The following is an 18,514-nucleotide window of genomic DNA, read 5'->3' on the forward strand; positions in this document are numbered from 1 at the left end:
CCGGCGAACGGCGCGTCACTCGCCCTTCGTGACCCAGTAGAAGCGGAAGTCGTTGTCGGCGCGCTGCACGACCTTGACCTTGTTCGAGACACCCCAGGACAGGGACTGCTGGTGCAGCGGCAGATAGGCCGTCTCCTTGTTCTGGGCGATGTCGTAGGCCTGGCGAATGAGTTCGTTGCGCGTGGCCTCGTCGGGCTCATGCCCGATCTTGGTGATCAGCGCATCGACCTCTTCATTGCAGTAGCCGCCGACATTCGAGCCGCCGCCATTGCCGGCATCGTCGCGGCAACGATAGAGGTCCTGGAGAACGCCGAGGCTGCCCGAGCCGTTCGTCTGCCAGCCGAGCAGGTAGAACGAGGTGCGGTAGCCGCCGCTGGCGAAGATGCGGCCGAAATAGGTGGCCTTCGGCTCGGCGTTCAGGTTCACCTTGATGCCGATGCGGGCCAGCATGGGAACGACCGACTGGCAGATACGCTCGTCGTTGACGTAGCGATCGTTCGGGCAGTCCAGCGTGACGTCGAAGCCGTCGCCATAGCCTGCCTCGGCCAGCAGCGCGCGGGCCGCATCCGGGTCATAGGCGGGGCGTTCGAACTGGTCGGCCAGCGGGAACAGTTCCTTGGCGACGACGAGCGCCGTCGGCACGGACGCGCCGCGCATGACGCGCTTGTGGATCGCCTCGATGTCGATGGCCTGATAGACGGCACGGCGCACGCGGGCGTCCTTGAAGGGGTTCTTGCCCTTCACCGACGAGAACAGCAGCTCATCGCGGCGCTGGTCGAAGCCGAAATAGATCGTGCGGACTTCCGGTCCCTGGAGAACCGATGCATTGCCGCTCGCGTTGATGCGGTCGACATCCTGCAGCGGCGCCGGGTCGATCATGTCGACCTCACCGGAAAGCAGCGCCGCAACGCGGGTCGCGCCGGATGCGATCGGCGTCAGCACCACCTCGTCGAGATTGTGCTTGGGCGTGCCCCACCATTGCGGGTTCGGGACCCATGTCGTGCGAACGCCGGGCTGATGCTGCTGGAGTTTGAAAGGTCCCGTGCCGTTTGCATTCAGAGAGATATAGGACGGTGCCGATGACGCGCTCGCGACTTCCGCCGCGCCATGTTCCTCGGCCCAGGACTTGGAGACGATGTACCACGTGTCCCACACGGCATGCAGCAGCGGAGAGGGCTCAGGCGTCGTGACTTCGACCGTGTAGTCGTCGATCTTCTTGAACACCGCATTGGCGGGAACGCGGGTCTTGAGATCCGAGCCTGCCGAGCGGACGCGGTCGGCGGAGAAGATGACGTCGTCGGCGGTGAAATCCTGACCACCCTGGAACTTCACGCCCTTGCGCAGATGGAAGGTCCAGGTGCGGGCATCCTCGGAGACATCCCAGCTTTCGGCAAGCGCCGGCACGAGCTTGAGATTTTCGTCGCGGGCCACAAGGCCCTCGTAGACGCCGCCGATCATGGCCAGCGAGAAGGTCTCGGCGAGCGCATGCGGATCGAGCGACTTCAGATCGCCCTGGGAGGCGAAGCGGAAGGTTTCGGCCTGGGCTGTGCCCACCGTGCCGCCGAGAGCCGAAACCGACGTGGCGAGCGCCAGTGCCGCCGCCGCCAAAATTCTTCTGATACGCAAAGCTATCTCCCAATCGCTGATGGTCGTGTTGGACGCGACGTGACCTTCATCGCATTCGTCGCCAGCCATAAAAGGAAATTCTGTTGCGAACAATTGCCGAGCGGCATATTGCATGTTGCGCAAAAGGCAACGATTGCGCAACAGTCGACCGGAGAAACAATGCTCGACCCCACCCGCCTGCGCTATCTGTTCTACACCGATGCCTGTGGCGGTATCCGCCAGGCAGCGGAGGAGCTGAAGGTCAATCCGTCGTCGATCAGCCGCCAGATCGCAGTCCTGGAAGGGGAACTCCAGCTTACTCTCCTTGAAAAACATGGCCGCAAGGTGAAGGTGACCGAGACTGGCAGCGCGCTGTGCGAGTACTACCGTACGCAGCGATCTGCCGACATCCAGTTGCGGGCGCGCCTCGACGAGTTTCGCAACATCAAGCGCGGCCTCATCCGCCTCTCGATGGGGGAAGGCTTCGGGGAATGGGTGGTGAATGGACCGCTTAGGGCCTTCCAGACGCAGTATCCCGGTATCGACCTCGATATCCGCATTCATCCGACGGACGAGACCGTCCGCGCCATTCTGGAGGATGAGGCCGATATCGGCGTCACCTACTTTGCGCCGAATGACCGGGATTTGAAGTTCCATGCGCGGTCCGATGTGCCGATCTGTGTCGTCGTCCATCAGGACCATCCGCTGACACGTCTCGGACGTGACCCCAGGCTGACGGACGTGGTGGACTATCCGATCGGCATGCTGCACCCCGAATTCGGCGGCCGGCAGGTCACGGACCTAATCGCGCGCTCCGAAAACGTGGTGCTCCGGCCGTCGCTGACGGCGAATTCCTACGCGATCGTGCGAAAGTTCGTGCTGCTCGGCGAAGGTGTCTTCCTGATGCCGTTTCGCCCATCGCCGCAGCGGGAACTGGACGACGAACTCGTGCCGCTGCCGCTCGACTACGCATCGAAAGTCACATCGCAAACGCAGGTGATCACGCGAAGCGAACGCCATTTGACGAATGCGATGCGCATGCTGATCAAGTCCCTGATCGAGAGCGGCCAGTTCGGGTAGACGGGGCGAACGGCGACGCAGCGTTCTGCTCTGGATGCGCTTCGCTGCCAATCCACCGCTTATCCTAGGGTGGTGGCGATGGTTGTCGTCATTCTCGGCGTCGCGCGACTATCCTGCAGATCAGGGAGCTTCCTTCAGGATCGCGGAAAAGAGCGGGTCGAATGCGCGGCGGATGGGGGCCGCGGCGGCGCCGAGTGCGACGGCCCAGGGATCGATCATTCCGAGCTGGACGCGCGGAATGGTGCGGCCGGGACGTTCGGCGATCGACGGCAGCGGCGGGTGCATCGCCTCGAACAGCCTTCTTGAGAGGGCAGGGGGCGCACTGCCGTTGAGGATGACGGTTTCGGGGTCGAAGATCGTCTCGACCATATGAACCGCCTGCCGGAAATCGGCGCCGGCGCCTTCCAGCCATTGGCGGATGCGCGGATCGTCCGCGAGCGTCAGCCGCTCGACCTCTTCATAAGCATCGGTCGTTGCGGTGCCGAGGCCGAGATGCTGGAGCAACGAGGCGAACGAGGACCGATGTTCGAAGGGCGCGACCGTGCCGCCCCGCGAGAAGAGGACCATGCCGATCTCGCCCGCATTGCGGTTGCTGCCGGTATAAATCTCGCCGCCGAGAATGAGGCCCGCGCCAATGCCATAGCCGAAGTAGAGGCAGACGGCATGGTCGATGCCGTCCGCCACACCGTTCATGCGTTCGGCTGTCGCGCAGGCAGTGGCGTCGTTCTGCAGGGTTGTCTCAAGGCCGGTGCCCGCGGCCAGCGTTTCCACAAGCGGAAACGACTGCCATTTGGCCATCATCCAGGGGTCGTCGCCGGAAGGCTTCAGCCCATAGGGGCCGGGCATGGCGATGCCGAGCCCGGTCAGGCGCTGCGTGGACATCGGCACACGATCGGCAAGTTCGCGCCGCACGTTTCCGATGTGGTGGAGGATGACCTTGCTGCCTTCCTCAGGCTCGCCCGGCGGAAGGTCCGCAACGGCACGCGCCACTTCCCGCCCCAGAAAGTCCACGGCGACGATGCGTGTCAGTTCCCGGTCGATCTGCACGCCGAGCGCAAAGGCGCCTTCGGGAACGAGCCTGTAGGGTGTGGAAGGCTGGCCGCGCCCGCCGCGCACAACGTCTTCGGACGCGACGAGACCGTCGGCTTCCAGGCTTTCGATGAGATTGGAGACTGTCTGCTTGGTCAGGTGCGTGGCGCGGGCGAGGGCGGCGCGCGAGAGCGGGCCATTGACGCGGATGGCCTCGATGAGCACGCGCCGGTTATGCGCGCTCGTGCCCTCCTGATTGGTCCCGCTCCTGGCGCGGATCGTCCGCAATTCGTTCATCGACAATTCCCTCTTGACACCATTTGGATATTACACAAGACTTAAGTCAATACATTTGACTTAATAAGGAACCAGAGAGTTCCGGGGAACAAGGGCGAGGCGAAGCCAAGCCCAGAGCGATCCGGCGGAAGCCATAAGGCGCAACGATCACGAGTGTCCGCAAGACATTCCGGATTCAAACCAAACTGGAGGCAGGCATGTTGAAATCGATGGAGAAGACCCTGTTGTACGCAGCGCTGGTCGCGGCCGTTTCGGCTCCGCACGCGTTCGCCGAAACCACGCTCAATGCTCTGTTCATGGCGCAGGCCGCCTATAGCGAGGCCGATGTGCGCGCCATGACGGATGCCTTCACGAAGGCGAACCCCGATATCAAGGTGAACCTTGAATTCGTTCCTTATGAGGGCCTGCACGACAAGACCGTGCTGGCACAGGGGTCCGGCAGCGGCTACGACGTCGTTCTGTTCGACGTGATCTGGCCGGCCGAATATGCCGCCAACAACGTTCTGGTCGATGTGACCGGCCGCGTTACCGATGACATGAAGAAGGGTGTGCTGCCGGGCGCCTGGACGACCGTCAACTATGATGGAAAATCCTACGGCATGCCGTGGATCCTCGACACCAAATACCTGTTCTACAACAAGGAAATCCTGGAGAAAGCCGGCATCAAGACGCCGCCGAAGACCTGGGCCGAACTGTCCGATCAGGCGCAGATCATCAAGGACAAGGGCCTGCTGGCAACGCCCATTGCCTGGAGCTGGGCGCAGGCCGAGGCGGTGATCTGCGACTACACCACGCTGGTCAGCGCTTACGGCGGCGAATTCCTGAAGGACGGCAAGCCGGCCTTCGCTGAAGGCGGCGGTCTCGATGCGCTGAAATATATGGTCGACAGTTACAAGTCCGGCCTCACCAATCCGAACTCCAAGGAGTTCCTGGAGGAGGACGTGCGCAACGTCTTCCAGAACGGTGAGGCGGCATTCGCGCTGAATTGGACCTACATGTACAACATGGCCAATAGCGGCAAGGACAGCAAGGTTGCCGGCAAGGTGGGCATCGTTCCCGCCCCCGGCGTCGAGGGCAAGAGCGAGGTTTCGGCCGTCAACGGCTCAATGGGCCTCGGCATCACCTCCACGAGCCAGCATCAGGAAGAAGCCTGGAAGTACATCGTCCACATGACGTCGCAGGAAACGCAGAACGCCTATGCGAAGCTGAGCCTGCCGATCTGGGCCTCTTCCTATGAGGATCCCGCCGTGACGGCTGGCCAGGAAGAGTTGATCGCTGCCGCCAAGCTCGGCCTTGCGGCCATGTATCCGCGGCCGACGACGCCGAAATACCAGGAGCTTTCCACGGCCCTGCAGCAGGGCATTCAGGAAGCGCTGCTCGATCAGGCGACGCCTGAAGAGGCGCTGAAGTCCGCCGCGGAAAACAGCGGGCTCTGATCTTGAGCGCTTGCGGGTGGCTTCGGCCACCCGCACGATATTACCCGACAAGCGACGAAGAGACGTGATGTCCAGCACCTGGATGACGACCCGGGCGTGGCTTCTCATGCTGCCCCTTCTGATCATCATGACCGCCGTCATCGGCTGGCCGATGGTCGATACCGTCAGGCTTTCCTTCACCGACGCCAAGCTCGTCGGGACCGGTGGCGCCTTCGTCGGATTCGACAACTATGTGAAGATGTTGTCGAGCAGCAACTTCCAGCGTGCGCTCTTTGCCACGACATGGTTTGCCGTCATCTCCGTCACCGCGGAAATGGTGATCGGCGTTCTGGCCGCTCTTCTTCTGAACCAGCAGTTCTACGGCCGTGCCGTGCTGCGCGCCCTGCTGATCCTGCCCTGGGCGCTGCCGACCGTGGTCAACGCAACTTTGTGGCGGCTGATCTACAATCCCGAATACGGCGCGCTGAATTCCGCGCTCACGCAGGTCGGATTGCTCGACAGCTATCGTTCCTGGCTGGGCGAGCCGGGCACGGCCATGACCGCGCTCATCGTCGCGGACTGCTGGAAGAATTTTCCGCTCGTGGCGCTCATCGCGCTTGCCGCGCTCCAGGCGGTGCCGCGCGATATCACGGCCGCATCGCTCGTCGATGGCGCAGGCCCCTTCGCGCGTTTCCGCTTCGTCATCCTGCCCTATCTCGCCGGCCCGTTGATGGTTGCGCTGGTGCTGCGCACCATCGAGGCGTTCAAGGTGTTCGACATTATCTGGGTGATGACGCGCGGCGGTCCGGCCAATTCGACGCGGACCTTGTCGATCCTCGTCTACCAGGAGGCGTTTTCCTTCCAGCGCGCGGGCTCCGGGGCGTCGCTTGCCCTGGTCGTCACGCTCATCGTGACGGTGCTTGCGGTCGGCTACGGCATGCTGGTGCGCCGCACGGCGGGGAGTGCCGCCTGATGGAACGCCGCAGCCTTCTCGCTTCCATCCTCATTCATACCGCGGCGCTGCTTCTCGCCGTCGTCATCGTCGCGCCGGTCTTCTGGCTCTTCGTGATGAGCATCTCGCCGGCCGCCGATCTCGTTGCCCGACCGCTGAATTGGTGGCCGAGCGCGATGGATTTCTCGCGCTACGCGACATTGCTTTCGAGCATACCCAACAGTGCGGGCGCCAACTTCGTTGCATCGCTGGTCAACAGCGTCCTCGTTGCCGGCATGGCAACGCTTGCTGCCATTGCGCTTGCGGTGCCGGCCGGGTGGGCCGTCTCGCGCACCCCCGCCATCAGCTGGTCCCTGTCGCTCGTGATCGCCACCTACATGCTGCCGCCGGTCGCGCTTGCCGTGCCGCTCTATATGGCGCTCGCGTCCTTCGGACTGCTCAACTCCGTCTTCGGGCTGGCATTGGTCTATCTGACCATTCTGGCACCCTTCACGACGTGGCTCATGAAGTCCGGCTTCGACGGTATTCCCCGCGAGATCGAGCAGGCGGCGATGATGGATGGCGCGAGCCTGTTTGCGACCCTGCGCATCATTACCCTGCCGCTCGCCATGCCCATCGTCGCGACCTCGGCGCTCTTCGCCTTCCTGCTGGCCTGGGACGAGTTCTTTTATGCGCTGCTGTTCACTTCGGATCAGCGCGCCCGAACCCTCACGGTGGCGATCGCCGAACTCGCGGGCGGCAGGGTTTCCGATTACGGGCTGATCGCGACGGCTGGCGTGCTTGCCGCGCTGCCGCCGGTGCTGGTCGGCCTCATCATGCAACGGGCCCTGATTTCGGGCCTTACCAGCGGCGGTGTGAAAGGATGACCATGATCGAGACGACAAACCGGCCGGAGGGGCTTCAGGCAATCGATCGCGAGATGGCACGCCAGCATGCCGATGCCATCGCATCCTTCCGCAGCAGCGCCGAGGTGGCCGGAAAGGCCGCTGCCAGCCTGAAGCGGACCGGCAAGCTTCTGCTGCTCGGCATGGGCGGTTCGCACGCCGTCGGACGGGCCGTCGAGCCACTCTACCGCGCCCTTGGCATCGATGCCATCGCCGTGCCCCTGTCGGAGCAGCTTTCCGCACCGCTTTCCCTGGAGGGGCGGACGGTCTTCATCACTTCGCAGTCCGGCGAAAGCGCGGAAGTGTTGCGCTGGTTTGCGGAGACGGGCGGCAATGCCGATACCTTCGGCTTTACGCTCGAGAGCGGCTCCTTCCTCGGCCGCAGTGCTTCCTGCCTCGTGGGTGCGGGGGGCACCGAGCAGGCTTTCGCCGCGACGCGCAGCCTCACCATCAGTTTTGCGTTGCATCTGGCCATTTTCGCAGCACTGGGCGAGGACATGTCAACGGCGCTCGCAGCCCTGGAGACGCCCCTGGCGCCGTCGATCGACGAGGCTGTCGCCACCCTTTCGGACGTGCAATCGGTCGTGACGTCCGGGCGCCGATTGCAGGGCATGGCCGAAGCCATCGCGCTTGGCTTTGCGGAACTCTCCCGGATACCAAGCTTCTCGCTGGAGGGCGGGCAGTTGCGCCACGGGCCGATGGAAATGCTCTCTCCCGAGATGGGCGTCATCCTCTTTCGCGGTGACGACGAGACCGCCGATCTGGTGACCGCGATGGCGGTTTCCGTTGCCGGTACCGGCGCCAAACTCGTGATGTTCGATTGCTTCGGCCGGCCTCCGGTTGCGGGCGCCTCGACGATCGCCTTTCCGGCATCGAACGGCCTTGCCGCGATCTTCGCGATGTTGCCGACGGCGCAGCGCCTGATGATCGCGTTCGCCGAAGCACGCGTTCCCGACGCGGGAACGCCGGTGCGGTCGACCAAGATTACCCGGAGCGAATGAGTGAGACCGCTCGCCGTCATCGGAAACGTCAATGTCGACCTCATCATGGGACCGGCCGCGCCCTGGCCGCAGCCGGGCACCGAAATTATCGTCGATCACGACGAACTGCGGGTCGGCGGGTCGGCGGGCAATACGGCGCTGGCGTGGATGGCGCTCGGCACACCCTTCGAGATCGCCGCGAGCATCGGCCGGGATCAGTTCGGCACTTGGCTTGCCGCAAGCTTCGGCGACCACGCACGACATTGGCCCGTGCATGGCGAAAGCACCACGCTGTCCGTCGGCATCACCCATCCGGATGGCGAACGAACCTTCTTCACGACGCGTGGCCACCTGCCGCTGTTCAGCCTGGAGGATGTCTTCGCGGTGCTCGACGGCGAACGCCTTCGCGGCGGTATTGCCCTTCTTTGCGGCTCCTTCCTCACCGACAAGCTGGTGGAGGACTATTTCGCCCTGTTCGATTGGGCTGATCGCCATGACATCTGCGTCGCACTTGATACGGGTTGGCCGCTGGAAGGATGGACCGACGGCAACCGGCGTGCCGCCGCGTCATGGCTGTCACGTTGCCGGATCGCGCTGCTCAACGAAGTGGAAACGACGAACCTCGCCGGCGTTTCCGATCCCGTCGAGGCCGGTCGTATCATGCAGCAGGGAATGCCGGCCGATAGTCTCGTGGTTGTGAAGTGCGGGCCAAAGGGGGCGATTGCCATCGAAGGCAATGGTGCCGTGACCCATGTGGACGCGCCGCGGGTCGCCGTGGTCGATACGATCGGCGCCGGCGATGTGTTCAATGCGGCCTTTCTTGCGGCCTATGCGGATGGCAAGGGTGTGAAGGCGAGCCTTGAAGCAGGAACAGGCGTTGCCTCGCGCGCCATTTCGACCCATCCGCGACGTTACGAAGCCACCCAGCAGAAAGCCCTGGCATGAGCACCCTGACCATCGATGCAATCCGCAAGAGCTACGGTCCGGTCGAGACGCTGAAGGGCATCGACATCGCCCTGCAAAGCGGCGAATTCCTTGTTCTGCTCGGCGCTTCCGGTTGCGGCAAGTCCACCCTGCTCAACATCATCGCAGGCCTCGGCGAACCGACCAGCGGCGACGTGCGTATCGATGAGCGCTCGATCATCGGCGTGCATCCGAAGGACCGGGACATCGCCATGGTCTTTCAGTCCTACGCGCTCTATCCCAATCTCACCGTGCATCGAAACATCGGCTTCGGGCTGGAAATGCGCAAGGTCGAAAAGGCCGAGCGGGACAGGGCGGTGCTGGAGACGGCACGCCTGTTGCAGATCGAAAACCTGCTGGATCGCAAGCCGGCCCAGCTTTCAGGCGGCCAGCGCCAGCGGGTCGCCATCGGCCGCGCGCTGGTGCGCAACCCGAAGGTCTTCCTGTTCGACGAACCGCTGTCCAACCTCGACGCGAAGCTGCGCCTGGAAATGCGCACCGAGCTGAAGCGCCTGCATCTGCTGACCAAGACGACGGTCGTCTATGTGACGCATGACCAGATCGAGGCAATGACGCTTGCGACGCGCATCGCGGTCATGCGTAACGGACGCATCGAGCAACTCGACACGCCTGAAAACATCTATAATCGTCCGGCGACGCTCTATGTCGCGACCTTTGTCGGCGCGCTACCCATGAACCTGCTTGCCGGAACGATGGGACACAGTGGCGTGACGATCGACGGGACGACGGCGACGGTAGCCGTCGCGGGGCTGGAAGCCATCGCGCCGGGCCGTCGCGTCACACTCGGCATCCGCCCGGAAGCGATCGGCAAATCGCGCGAGCCCTTGTTCCGCGACGCGCGCTGCGAGGTTGCCGAGCTGACCGGACCGGAGCTCGTCGTCACCGCGCGGATCGGCGATCAGCGTGTCGTGGCGGCCATGCCGGCGGACGCGGGCATAAAGGCCGGGGACGAGATCACCATCAATGCCGATGCCACGGCCTTTCATGTCTTCGACGCCGAAACCGAGCAGCGTCTCAACTGACCGTTTTCTGTCACCTCACGCGCAGAGCCGCAGCCAAATCACGCCGGTAAAACACAGGGCGGCGAGGATTGCCGCGCTGTTTGCCAGGACACCGATCCTCGCCAACGAAGACGTCGAGCCATGCCGGTTTGCCTTCACGGTGAACCAGATCAGCACAAGGACGATTGCCACCGTCGTGATGATCAGCAACAGGCGCAGCGCAGAGATCGGGCCGAGCAGATGCCCGTCCCACCCGGCCCGGCACCCTGTCGCCTGGAGGACATAAAGAAGCAAGAACCCGCCCGCCCAGCCGATCCAGCCGATGAGAATGCCAAACACCGCGCGTCCGCTCATGGGCCTGTCCCTCCGGCGAGGAGGTTGATGACGAACGGAAATGCCAGGGCGACTAAGCCCGTGGTGAGCGTGAACAGGTGCCATTGGCGGCCAAGACGCAAATCGAGGTCCCTGCGGGCGGAGACATATCCGCGTCTGACACGCCACAGACAGAACAGCGACAGGATGAGGCCGATGAAGACATGCAGGACCGCATAGGCCTTGACGGCAAAGATGCTGGCCACCGCCGCGTGCCGTGTCGCCTCGGCGTGGATCTCGATGAGGACATAGCCGAGAGCCAGAAGCGCGACGGCATAGGCGACCGCGACGATGCAGAGATTTCCTACGGTTCGGCTCGTGAAGGTCCCACGCCCGAAGCCTGCGGCCACGATGAGGGCGACCGCCGAAATCACCGATGTCGTGGCATCTATGGGGATGACGCTTTCGGGCGGCCAGTTCGGGGCCGACAGCCAGAGAAAGAGCGAGCCGAACAACAACGACGCGAAGAGCGTGGCATCAGCGGTAAGGGTGAAGACCATTGCCCAATAGGATGGAGGCTGCGCCGTCTGGTAGTGATGCGGGAGGTCGGTGCCGTGGCCGACAGCGAGATCGGCAAGATCCGATTTCAGGCCGCAATCGCGGGTCCAGAGCAGGAACAGCGCCGTGACGATCAGCAGCGCGAGGGGCGCGAGCCAGTAGAGCTTCACGAGGATAAGTGCAAAGAAGCTGCCGGTCGCGATCGCCGTCAACAAGGGCAGGTAGGTTCTCTTCGGCAGGACGACGACCTGTTCGGGCTTTCCCGTCACCATGTCGACGCCGATAATCTCCATCCAGCCGTGCCGTGTCGCACCAAGATATCCTTGTCCCGAAGCCAGCACCGGCCCGAGCCTGTCCGGATCGAGTTGGTCTGCGCGCGCCGAGATTTCGGGAAGCGACGCGAAGGCATAGGCGGGCGGCGGTGTCGGCATGGCCCATTCCAGCGTGCCGGCCTGCCACGGATTGCGGCGGAAGGGCTTTCCGAAAACGGCGAGCAGCAGCAGGTCCAGTGCGACGAGGGCAAAGCCCGTCGTCATGATGAAGCCGCCCATCGAGGAGACGAAATTGAGCGTTTCCCAGCCTGCCTCCGGCGGATAGATCGAGATGCGCCGCGGCATGCCGCGTAGTCCCGTCAGGTGCATGGCGAAAAAGGTCAGGTTGAAGCCGATGAAGATCATCCAGAAGGCGGCGTGCGAAAGATGCTGCACGGCCTGCCGGCCGAAGATGTGCGGCAGCCAGTAATAGGCGGCGGCAAGCATGGGAAAGACGAAGCCGCCGACCAGCACGTAATGCAGATGTGCGACGACGAAATGCGTATCATGCGCCTGCCAGTCAAAGGGCACCATGGCAAGCATGACGCCGGTCAGCCCGCCCAGGACGAAGACGAACATGAAGCCGAATATGTGAAGCATGGGGACCGACATGCGCGGCTTTCCGTGAGCGAGCGTGGCAAGCCAGGCGAAGATCTGAACGCCGGTCGGAACCGCCGCCAGCCCGCTGGCGGCCGAGAAGAAGGAAAGCGCGACATGGGGAATGCCGACCGTGTACATGTGGTGGACCCAAAGTCCGAAGGAGAGGAATGCGAGGGCGATGACCGCCGCCACGACGATTTCGTAACCTTCGAGCGGGCGACGCGCGAGCGTCGGAATGATCGTTGAGAGCGCGCCGGCCGCCGGCAGGAAGATGATATAGACTTCGGGATGGCCGAACAGCCAGAAAAGGTGTTGCCACAGCAGCGGATCGCCACCGCGGGTCGGATCGAAGAAGGGCAGGCCGAAGGCTCGCTCTGCCTCCAGCAGGATCGACCCCAGAATGAGCGGCGGAAAGCCGATCAGCATCATGCCGGCCACGATGAGCATGTACCAGGCGAAGATCGGCATCCGCGTGAGCGACATGCCGGGCGCGCGAAGCTTCAGCACCGACACGAGGATCTCGACTGCGGCGGACAGCGCCGAGATTTCGACGAAGGTAATGCCGAGCAGCCAGACATCGGCATTGACGCCGGGCGAATAGGTCGATGACGACAGCGGCGTGTACATGAACCAGCCGCCATCGGGCGCGACGCCCGCAACGAGCGCACCGACGAGAAACGTGCCGCCGAAAAGGTAGCACCAGTAGCCGTAGGCCGACATGCGCGGGAACGCGAGGTCGCGGCTGCCCAGCATCTTCGGCAGCAGGTACATCGCCAACCCCTCGAAGAAGGGAATGGCGAAGAGGAACATCATCACCACGCCATGCATGGTGAAGACCTGCGCGTAGCTGGCTGCGTCGAGAAACGCGCTCTGCGTCGTGGCGAGCTGCGTGCGGATCAACATGGCCAGGATGCCGCCGATGGCAAAGAAGACCAGGGCCGTCATCATGAAGCGCTTGCCGATGATGGTATGGTTGACCGCCTGGAGGCGGCCCCATCCCGGCGGCGTGCCCCAGATGGCCGTCAATTCACGATGGAGGCGGAGCGCCGATTTGCGGGGGGATTGCGTCATCGGGCTGGCTCCTGCGCTTCGGGCAGACCGGCCAGAACGGCCGCGAAGTCCTCGGGTGCATGCGCATGCACTTCGAACACCATCCCGCCGTGACCGGTTCCGCAATATTCCGAACAGATGCCGCCATAGATGCCCGGACGGTCCGCGAGGATGCGCACTGTGGCGGCGTGACCCGGGATCGCGTCGATCTTGCCCCCAAGCCGCGGCACCCAGAAGCTGTGGATCACGTCATAGCTGGTCGCCGTCACCACGACCGTCCTGCCCGTCGGAATGTGAAGGATGGCTTCGCTCGTTCGCGCATCCTCGGCGTAGCGGAAGTCCCAGCGCCACATGCTGCCGCGCGCCTCCACCTCGAACGGCGCGCCGCCGATCCCCAGGTTGAGGATATACTCGCCACGCATCAGTCCGTGGCCGATCAGCGCGATCAGTGTGACGAGCGGAAAGGCGATCCCTCCCATCCAGATCCAGCGGGAAGGCGATACCCGCCGTCCGCTCCCCGGCCGGAAAATGACAAGCAGGAAAAGCCCGAGGACAAGCAGGAAGATCGCCGCCGCGCCAGCCAGCATCAGCCACCAGAGGTTCGCGATGGCGCCGGCAAAGGGGCCGGCCGGATCGAGCGCGGAAAGGTCGCCCGTGCAGCCGGTGAGCATGAGGGGGAACGAAAAGGCAAGGACGGCACGGAACCCGATTGCTTGTCGTAAGGTTATCGGCGGGAAGGGAGAATGCGCATGGAAGAAACGCAGGACAAGGACAATCCCGTCATCCAGAAGGTCGAGGAGAAGGACGCCAGTTCGCTGGTCGCCATCAGCGGGCATCCGCTGCATGCCATGAGCGTGCACTTTCCCATCGCTTTCGTCTTCGCCACGCTTGGCGTCGACATGCTCTACTGGTGGACGGGCGATACGTTCTGGCTTCGTGTCGGGCTGTGGTCTTCCGGCGGCGCATTTTTCCTTGGAATGGCGGCGGGCCTCGTCGGCACGGTCGAACTGCTGCTGGTACCCGGCATTCGCGCGCGCGCGGCCAGTTGGGCCCATGCCATTTCCGCCATGACCCTCATTGCCGTGATGGGCGCCAACTGGGGCACGCGCGTCATGAACCCACTCGACGTTCTGCCGCAGGGCCTCCTGCTTTCCGGCCTGGCAGCAGTCCTGACGGGAATGGCGGGTTGGCATGGCGGCAAGCTCATCTTCGATCACGGCGTCGGCCTCATGGTTTCCGCAAAGGATTGAATTCATCGTAGAGACGCTTCAGGCCGCCCGGTTCGGAGAGCACGTCGAACAGCGCGAGATCCATCGCCGGCTTGGCCAGAACGATAAAGAAGATCGCGATGACGACCCCGCCGCTGAGGATCGTGGCCGTGATGAAGCGCCAGGTCGGATAGATTTCGCCCTCGCGGAAAAGCCTGATGACGACGAGGCCCGTCAGCACATGCAGGATGGCGAGGAGGCCCACGAGCGCGAGTTTGACGGAGAACCAGGGCTCGAAGGTCTGGCGCAGGAAGATCAGCATCGTTCCGGTCAGAACGGCCACGAACGCTGCCGGCGAGATGATGCCGATATAGGCGAACCGCACCAGCCGCTGCAAACGCAGGAGCGCGTCCTCATCCTTTGCGTGGGCGCGCTGCACATAAAGTCCCGGCAGACTGACGATGCCGGCCGCCCAGATTGCGATGGCGGCGATATGCACGAATTTGGTAAGCGCAATCACGACGCCGGCCTGTCAAGGCTGTTCTGCGAAAGCAGAATGCGGATGCGCCACAGCATGGCGACCAGATAGGAACCGGCGGCCGGAACCCACATCAGAACACCCGCCAATTGCTGGTCTTCGAGCGGTGAAAGGCCGAAAGCCGCAGTCGTCGACACGTGCGCGTCATAGAGCGGACCGCGTGAAAAGGTGAGCAGGGCGGCCAGCATGCCCATCTGCAGGACCGTGCCGAACAAAAGCGCGCAGGCATTGCCGGCCGACGTGCGCTGATCGAGTGCGACCATCCAGAGCCAGACCGCCGAGCCGAGCAGCGAAAGCTGCATCAGCCAGTAGGCGGCATGGGAGGAGAGCGCGAACTGATAGGCAACCGGAGAGTGCCAGAGCCAGAACAGCAGTGTGTGGGCGGCAAACGCCACGTGCGGCGCGCGAGGGCGCCACGGCCGTCGGCCCAGAGCAAGGACCAGAAGAGGCGCTGCGACAGCGACGAGCAGAATGTGGTGAAGCACCCTGGCGGAGAACAGCGCGGACGCCAGCGCGCAGAGCGGCGACACGAAGGCGATGAGCAGTACCGCCATGGCGGCGGCGGCATAGCTGCGATGAACCCCGTCGCGGCTATGTCGATAAAGGGCGAACGAGAGCAGCGCCAGCGCAGCAAGCAGAACGGGATCGAAGTTCCAGCGCCAGGGCAGCGACAGAAGATCCGGCGCCGGTCCGCAATAGATTTCGTCGTTCGGCATCGTTCTCTCCGCTCGGTGCTTCACGCCTGGGCGTCGTCACAAGCGGGCCGACTGGCCCGCGTGCTTCGGCCGGCGTCGCCGCGCCGCCCGAATTGCCCCTGTCCGAAGCGACATAGGTCGCTGCTGCGGCAAGTCCATCAATTGGCTGCTTTTTTCGGCCGACGATGCGGATAGCTGGAGTATGCGAGAAATCTACGGGGCGGTGATATCCGTGGGCCTTGCTTTCTGGGCGTTCTGCTCCTCGGTAAAGAGTGACCACGCGGAGATGAAGAGGGCGGCGATCAGGGGACCGATCACGAAGCCATTGATGCCGAACAGTGAAATGCCACCGACCGTCGAGATCAGCACGACATAATCGGGCAGCCGTGTTCCTTTGCCCACAAGCGGCGGACGCAGCAGGTTGTCGATCAGCCCGATCACGAACACGCCGATGAGAACCAGGATCACGCCCTTCAGCCAGGCGCCCGCGAGAAAGAGCCAGATCGCGGCCGGAATCCAGACCAGCGCCGCACCGACGGCGGGCAACATAGACAGGAACGTCATGACGACGCCCCATAAGAGCGCGCCCTCGATACCCAGGGCCCAGAAGCTGACGCCGCCAATGGTGCCTTGGACGATCGCGATGATGATGTTGCCTTTGACCGTGGCGCGCACGACATCTGCCACCTTGTCGACGAATTTGCGGCTGTAGTCGTCGCTCAGTGGTATCGCCTTGCGGATCGTCACGCCGAGCGCGGCGCCATCCCTGAACAGGAAGAACAGCAGATAGAGGAGGATGCCGAAGCTGACGAAGAACTGCAGGGTGTTCTGGCCGAAGCTCAAAATGGTTCCTGCAATGGACTGACCCGCCTGCATGAAGGCCGATGAGATCTGCTCGCGCAGTTCCGCGAAGCCGCCAAGCCGCATCGAGGTCAGCCAGTTTTCGATGCTTGCCGGCAACGCATTCTGAATGCCCGTGAGATAGGCGTTCAGGTCGATTTCCTTGTTGCTGATCTTCTCATAGAGGCTTGTACCTTCCTGGATGAGAGAGCCGAGTATGACCATGGCGGGCACGATGACGAGGCAGACGCACAACAGCACCGTTAGCAAGGCCGCGATGCTGCTGCGGCCGTGCAGTCGCCGTTCCAGTTTCGCGTGAACCGGAAAGAAGATGATGGCGAGAATGAGTGCCCAGAAAATCGCGGTGTAATAGGGCAGGAGGAGCCAGACGAACGCCACCGTCAGAAGCGTCAGAAGAATGTAGAAGCTGGTACGTTGAACAGACATGGTTGCCTTGCTGGCTGAGCGGTTCACCCTGCGGATGCAGGACGTCGCAGGTGAACAATAAAGGCACATTCAAGCAAAGGACAATGGGAAACCGTCCTTGCGAAGGCGGCAGCTACCCTGCCGCTTCCTCCGTCACGACCTCGAAGCGGGTCAGGCGGGCGGGACCGAAGGCCGTCGAAAGCGCGACGTCTGTCGCATCGCGTCCCGTCGCCATCAATATGCGACCGATACGGGGCGTGTTGTGGCGGGCATCGAGCGTGTACCAGCGACCGCTGAGATACACTTCGAACCAGGCGCTGAAATCCATGGGATGCGGATCCTTGGGGACACCGATATCGCCTAGATAACCTGTGCAGTACCGGGCGGGAATGTTCATGCAGCGGCAAAGCGTGATCGCGAGATGTGCGAAATCACGGCACACGCCGGTTCGGTCGTTGAACCCGCCATAGGCGGTTCTCAGCGGATCGGCCTTCTCGTAATCGAATTCTATGCGTTCGTGCACGAAGTCCACGATGGCCTGCACACGCGGCCAGCCGAGCGGCATGGCGGAAAACCGCTTCCAGGCGAAATCCGACAGCCGATCCGTATCGCAGTAGCGGCTGCCGAGCAGGAAGACCAGCACGTCGTCGGGCAGATCCTTGATGTCATGCTGGACGGCGTTTTCCGGTACGGGATCCGGCAGGCCGCTGTCGTAGATCTCGAAGCGGGTGGAGATCGTCGTCAGGCCGGCCGGCGCAACGATGCGGCTGCAGGCATTGCCGAACCCGTCGAGATACTCCCATGCCTCGATCGGACGGTCGAAGGTCAGGACCTGCTCCGTCAGCAGATCGGCGCGCCGGCTCGGATGGATGTTGAGAACCAGCAGCATGGCCGTGTCGTTCTCGCATTCGTAACCGATATCGAAGCCGGCGCGTATTTTCATTGGCATACCCCTGGAACAGCCGCGGTCAGGCGCAACGCTCTCGCACGCAAGACGTTCCGGACAGGCTGCTGGGGAATGCTATGCCTGTCGGGCTTTCCGGTTGGCATAGCGTAGATCGCGGGCGGCTTTTCGTGCCGCCTCATCCTCGATGACACGGGCAACACGCGCTTTTTCAGCGCTTTCTCGCGCTTGTGTCTCGGCAACGGCCGCCGCTTCCGCTTCGGCCTGCAATGCGGCCTCCTCGGCTGCGATCCGGGCGTGTTCCTCTTTTTTCACGCGCTCGCGCTCGACACGACGTTCTTCGCGTGCTGCGGCGGCGATGGCGCGTTCAGCCTGGCGCTCCGCTCTGGCGGGTGCTGCGGTGGCCTGGGCATTGCGATAGGCTTTCAGCAGTGCTGCTTTCGCATCGGCAGATGCCGTGCGGCGGTCGGAAAGCTGGTTATCTCTGGCGTTCTTCAAACTTTCGTCCTGTCTATCTTGATTGGAAGGGAGGTGTCATCGCGCAGCGGCGCGCTTTGCGAGGAGAGCGGAAGTGGCGGACGCGCTGTCCTCCATCTTCTTGGCAAGGCGCGCTTCGCGAAGCCGTTGCGTCTTGGCATCGCGGGACTCGTTGATGGCGGCCAGCTCCTCAACCGCCTCGGCCTTGGAGAAGAAGGGCGTCTGGATCGCATTGAACGCGATCTCGGCCTTCTGGCGTGACAGGCTATATTTCTCTGTCATGGGATTTCCTTTGGTGATGCTCGACAGTCGAGCTGAAAACAAAAGGCCAGGCGATTTGCCTGGCCTTGTTTGGGTGGTGCGCGTCC

At 63.2% G+C, this 18,514-nt stretch carries 19 protein-coding genes; 8 read left to right on the forward strand and 11 right to left on the reverse strand.

Translation table 11 applies throughout. The features are described from left to right. Nucleotides 1-15 precede the first annotated feature (15 nt). The gene (locus GR158_RS06835; protein WP_246665558.1) at nucleotides 16-1,626 is read right to left on the reverse strand and encodes an ABC transporter substrate-binding protein; all 1,611 of its coding nucleotides are present in this window, start codon (nucleotides 1,624-1,626) and stop codon (nucleotides 16-18) included. Between the two features lie 159 nt (nucleotides 1,627-1,785). Here GR158_RS06835 and GR158_RS06840 point away from each other — a divergent pair, with 159 nt between their 5' ends. Beyond that, nucleotides 1,786-2,685 carry a LysR family transcriptional regulator gene (locus GR158_RS06840; RefSeq protein WP_160870478.1) on the forward strand — a complete coding sequence of 300 codons (900 nt, stop codon included), beginning with the start codon at nucleotides 1,786-1,788 and terminating at the stop codon, nucleotides 2,683-2,685. Between the two features lie 120 nt (nucleotides 2,686-2,805). On the opposite strand, the gene GR158_RS06845 is transcribed toward GR158_RS06840, so the two are convergent. Further along, complete coding sequence (locus tag GR158_RS06845; protein ID WP_160870479.1) at nucleotides 2,806-4,011, reverse strand: ROK family transcriptional regulator; 1,206 nt, start codon at nucleotides 4,009-4,011, stop codon at nucleotides 2,806-2,808. A gap of 197 nt (nucleotides 4,012-4,208) precedes the next feature. On the opposite strand from GR158_RS06845, the gene GR158_RS06850 reads away from it, so the two are divergent. The 6 genes from GR158_RS06850 (at nucleotide 4,209) to GR158_RS06875 (ending at nucleotide 10,248) form a co-directional block, all read left to right on the forward strand. Further along, nucleotides 4,209-5,447, forward strand: coding sequence for an extracellular solute-binding protein (locus GR158_RS06850; protein ID WP_160870480.1), 1,239 nt, complete (start codon nucleotides 4,209-4,211; stop codon nucleotides 5,445-5,447). Between the two features lie 67 nt (nucleotides 5,448-5,514). Continuing rightward, nucleotides 5,515-6,399 carry a carbohydrate ABC transporter permease gene (locus GR158_RS06855; RefSeq protein ID WP_160870481.1) on the forward strand — a complete coding sequence of 295 codons (885 nt, stop codon included), beginning with the start codon at nucleotides 5,515-5,517 and terminating at the stop codon, nucleotides 6,397-6,399. Continuing rightward, entirely contained in the window at nucleotides 6,399-7,244 is an 846-nt protein-coding gene (locus tag GR158_RS06860) for a carbohydrate ABC transporter permease (RefSeq protein ID WP_160870482.1), read from the forward strand. Before GR158_RS06855 ends, GR158_RS06860 begins: the two co-directional genes overlap by 1 nt. 2 nt (nucleotides 7,245-7,246) lie before the next feature. Then, nucleotides 7,247-8,263: an SIS domain-containing protein gene (locus tag GR158_RS06865; RefSeq protein ID WP_371731625.1), complete on the forward strand. Its 1,017-nt coding sequence runs from the start codon at nucleotides 7,247-7,249 to the stop codon at nucleotides 8,261-8,263. Further along, the gene (locus GR158_RS06870) at nucleotides 8,264-9,187 is read left to right on the forward strand and encodes a PfkB family carbohydrate kinase (RefSeq protein ID WP_160870484.1); all 924 of its coding nucleotides are present in this window, start codon (nucleotides 8,264-8,266) and stop codon (nucleotides 9,185-9,187) included. Beyond that, on the forward strand, nucleotides 9,184-10,248 hold the full coding sequence (locus tag GR158_RS06875) for an ABC transporter ATP-binding protein (RefSeq protein ID WP_160870485.1): 1,065 nt from the start codon (nucleotides 9,184-9,186) through the stop codon (nucleotides 10,246-10,248). Before GR158_RS06870 ends, GR158_RS06875 begins: the two co-directional genes overlap by 4 nt. Before the next feature lie 15 nt (nucleotides 10,249-10,263). Here the strand turns inward: GR158_RS06875 and GR158_RS06880 are convergent, their stop codons facing one another. From GR158_RS06880 to coxB, 3 genes are read right to left on the reverse strand one after another with little or no spacing between them, the layout of a single operon-like run. Further along, on the reverse strand, nucleotides 10,264-10,581 hold the full coding sequence (locus tag GR158_RS06880) for a hypothetical protein (RefSeq protein ID WP_160870486.1): 318 nt from the start codon (nucleotides 10,579-10,581) through the stop codon (nucleotides 10,264-10,266). Beyond that, the gene (gene ctaD / locus GR158_RS06885) at nucleotides 10,578-13,079 is read right to left on the reverse strand and encodes a cytochrome c oxidase subunit I (RefSeq protein WP_160870487.1); all 2,502 of its coding nucleotides are present in this window, start codon (nucleotides 13,077-13,079) and stop codon (nucleotides 10,578-10,580) included. Before ctaD ends, GR158_RS06880 begins: the two co-directional genes overlap by 4 nt. Next, the gene (gene coxB / locus GR158_RS06890; protein ID WP_160870488.1) at nucleotides 13,076-13,729 is read right to left on the reverse strand and encodes a cytochrome c oxidase subunit II; all 654 of its coding nucleotides are present in this window, start codon (nucleotides 13,727-13,729) and stop codon (nucleotides 13,076-13,078) included. The genes ctaD and coxB overlap by 4 nt, the downstream gene beginning before the upstream one ends. 78 nt (nucleotides 13,730-13,807) lie before the next feature. Here coxB and GR158_RS06895 point away from each other — a divergent pair, with 78 nt between their 5' ends. Continuing rightward, the gene (locus GR158_RS06895; RefSeq protein ID WP_370340779.1) at nucleotides 13,808-14,308 is read left to right on the forward strand and encodes a DUF2231 domain-containing protein; all 501 of its coding nucleotides are present in this window, start codon (nucleotides 13,808-13,810) and stop codon (nucleotides 14,306-14,308) included. On the opposite strand, the gene GR158_RS06900 is transcribed toward GR158_RS06895, so the two are convergent. The 6 genes from GR158_RS06900 to GR158_RS06925 all read right to left on the reverse strand — a co-directional run bounded on the left by GR158_RS06900 (nucleotide 14,286) and on the right by GR158_RS06925 (nucleotide 18,428). Next, the gene (locus tag GR158_RS06900) at nucleotides 14,286-14,786 is read right to left on the reverse strand and encodes a CopD family protein (RefSeq protein ID WP_160870489.1); all 501 of its coding nucleotides are present in this window, start codon (nucleotides 14,784-14,786) and stop codon (nucleotides 14,286-14,288) included. The genes GR158_RS06895 and GR158_RS06900 overlap by 23 nt on opposite strands. Then, the gene (locus GR158_RS06905; protein ID WP_160870490.1) at nucleotides 14,783-15,520 is read right to left on the reverse strand and encodes a cytochrome c oxidase assembly protein; all 738 of its coding nucleotides are present in this window, start codon (nucleotides 15,518-15,520) and stop codon (nucleotides 14,783-14,785) included. The genes GR158_RS06900 and GR158_RS06905 overlap by 4 nt, the downstream gene beginning before the upstream one ends. A gap of 192 nt (nucleotides 15,521-15,712) precedes the next feature. After that, the gene (locus tag GR158_RS06910) at nucleotides 15,713-16,786 is read right to left on the reverse strand and encodes an AI-2E family transporter (RefSeq protein ID WP_160870491.1); all 1,074 of its coding nucleotides are present in this window, start codon (nucleotides 16,784-16,786) and stop codon (nucleotides 15,713-15,715) included. 112 nt (nucleotides 16,787-16,898) lie between these two features. Then, nucleotides 16,899-17,708, reverse strand: a complete 810-nt coding sequence (locus tag GR158_RS06915; RefSeq protein WP_160870492.1) for a transglutaminase family protein — start codon at nucleotides 17,706-17,708, stop codon at nucleotides 16,899-16,901. A 78-nt stretch (nucleotides 17,709-17,786) separates the two neighbouring features. After that, entirely contained in the window at nucleotides 17,787-18,167 is a 381-nt protein-coding gene (locus GR158_RS06920; protein ID WP_160870493.1) for a DUF6481 family protein, read from the reverse strand. Nucleotides 18,168-18,203: 36 nt separating this feature from the next. Continuing rightward, a complete protein-coding gene (locus tag GR158_RS06925) occupies nucleotides 18,204-18,428 on the reverse strand; it encodes a hypothetical protein (protein ID WP_134648683.1) in 225 nt (74 codons plus the stop codon). Nucleotides 18,429-18,514: the final 86 nt, after the last annotated feature.

Origin of the sequence: Shinella sp. AETb1-6 (assembly GCF_009826875.1) — a bacterium.
Lineage (GTDB): Bacteria > Pseudomonadota > Alphaproteobacteria > Rhizobiales > Rhizobiaceae > Shinella > Shinella sumterensis.

Bases quoted from the DNA above. Each gene is read 5' to 3' on its own strand.
- GR158_RS06840 (WP_160870478.1), top strand. From the start codon at position 1,786: ATGCTCGACCCCACCCGCCTGCGCTATCTGTTCTACACCGATGCCTGT.
- GR158_RS06845 (WP_160870479.1), bottom strand. From the start codon at position 4,011: ATGAACGAATTGCGGACGATCCGCGCCAGGAGCGGGACCAATCAGGAG.
- GR158_RS06850 (WP_160870480.1), top strand. From the start codon at position 4,209: ATGTTGAAATCGATGGAGAAGACCCTGTTGTACGCAGCGCTGGTCGCG.
- GR158_RS06855 (WP_160870481.1), top strand. From the start codon at position 5,515: ATGTCCAGCACCTGGATGACGACCCGGGCGTGGCTTCTCATGCTGCCC.
- GR158_RS06860 (WP_160870482.1), top strand. From the start codon at position 6,399: ATGGAACGCCGCAGCCTTCTCGCTTCCATCCTCATTCATACCGCGGCG.
- GR158_RS06865 (WP_371731625.1), top strand. From the start codon at position 7,247: ATGATCGAGACGACAAACCGGCCGGAGGGGCTTCAGGCAATCGATCGC.
- GR158_RS06875 (WP_160870485.1), top strand. From the start codon at position 9,184: ATGAGCACCCTGACCATCGATGCAATCCGCAAGAGCTACGGTCCGGTC.
- GR158_RS06880 (WP_160870486.1), bottom strand. From the start codon at position 10,581: ATGAGCGGACGCGCGGTGTTTGGCATTCTCATCGGCTGGATCGGCTGG.
- ctaD (WP_160870487.1), bottom strand. From the start codon at position 13,079: ATGACGCAATCCCCCCGCAAATCGGCGCTCCGCCTCCATCGTGAATTG.
- coxB (WP_160870488.1), bottom strand. From the start codon at position 13,729: ATGCTCACCGGCTGCACGGGCGACCTTTCCGCGCTCGATCCGGCCGGC.
- GR158_RS06895 (WP_370340779.1), top strand. From the start codon at position 13,808: ATGGAAGAAACGCAGGACAAGGACAATCCCGTCATCCAGAAGGTCGAG.
- GR158_RS06905 (WP_160870490.1), bottom strand. From the start codon at position 15,520: ATGCCGAACGACGAAATCTATTGCGGACCGGCGCCGGATCTTCTGTCG.
- GR158_RS06910 (WP_160870491.1), bottom strand. From the start codon at position 16,786: ATGTCTGTTCAACGTACCAGCTTCTACATTCTTCTGACGCTTCTGACG.
- GR158_RS06915 (WP_160870492.1), bottom strand. From the start codon at position 17,708: ATGAAAATACGCGCCGGCTTCGATATCGGTTACGAATGCGAGAACGAC.
- GR158_RS06925 (WP_134648683.1), bottom strand. From the start codon at position 18,428: ATGACAGAGAAATATAGCCTGTCACGCCAGAAGGCCGAGATCGCGTTC.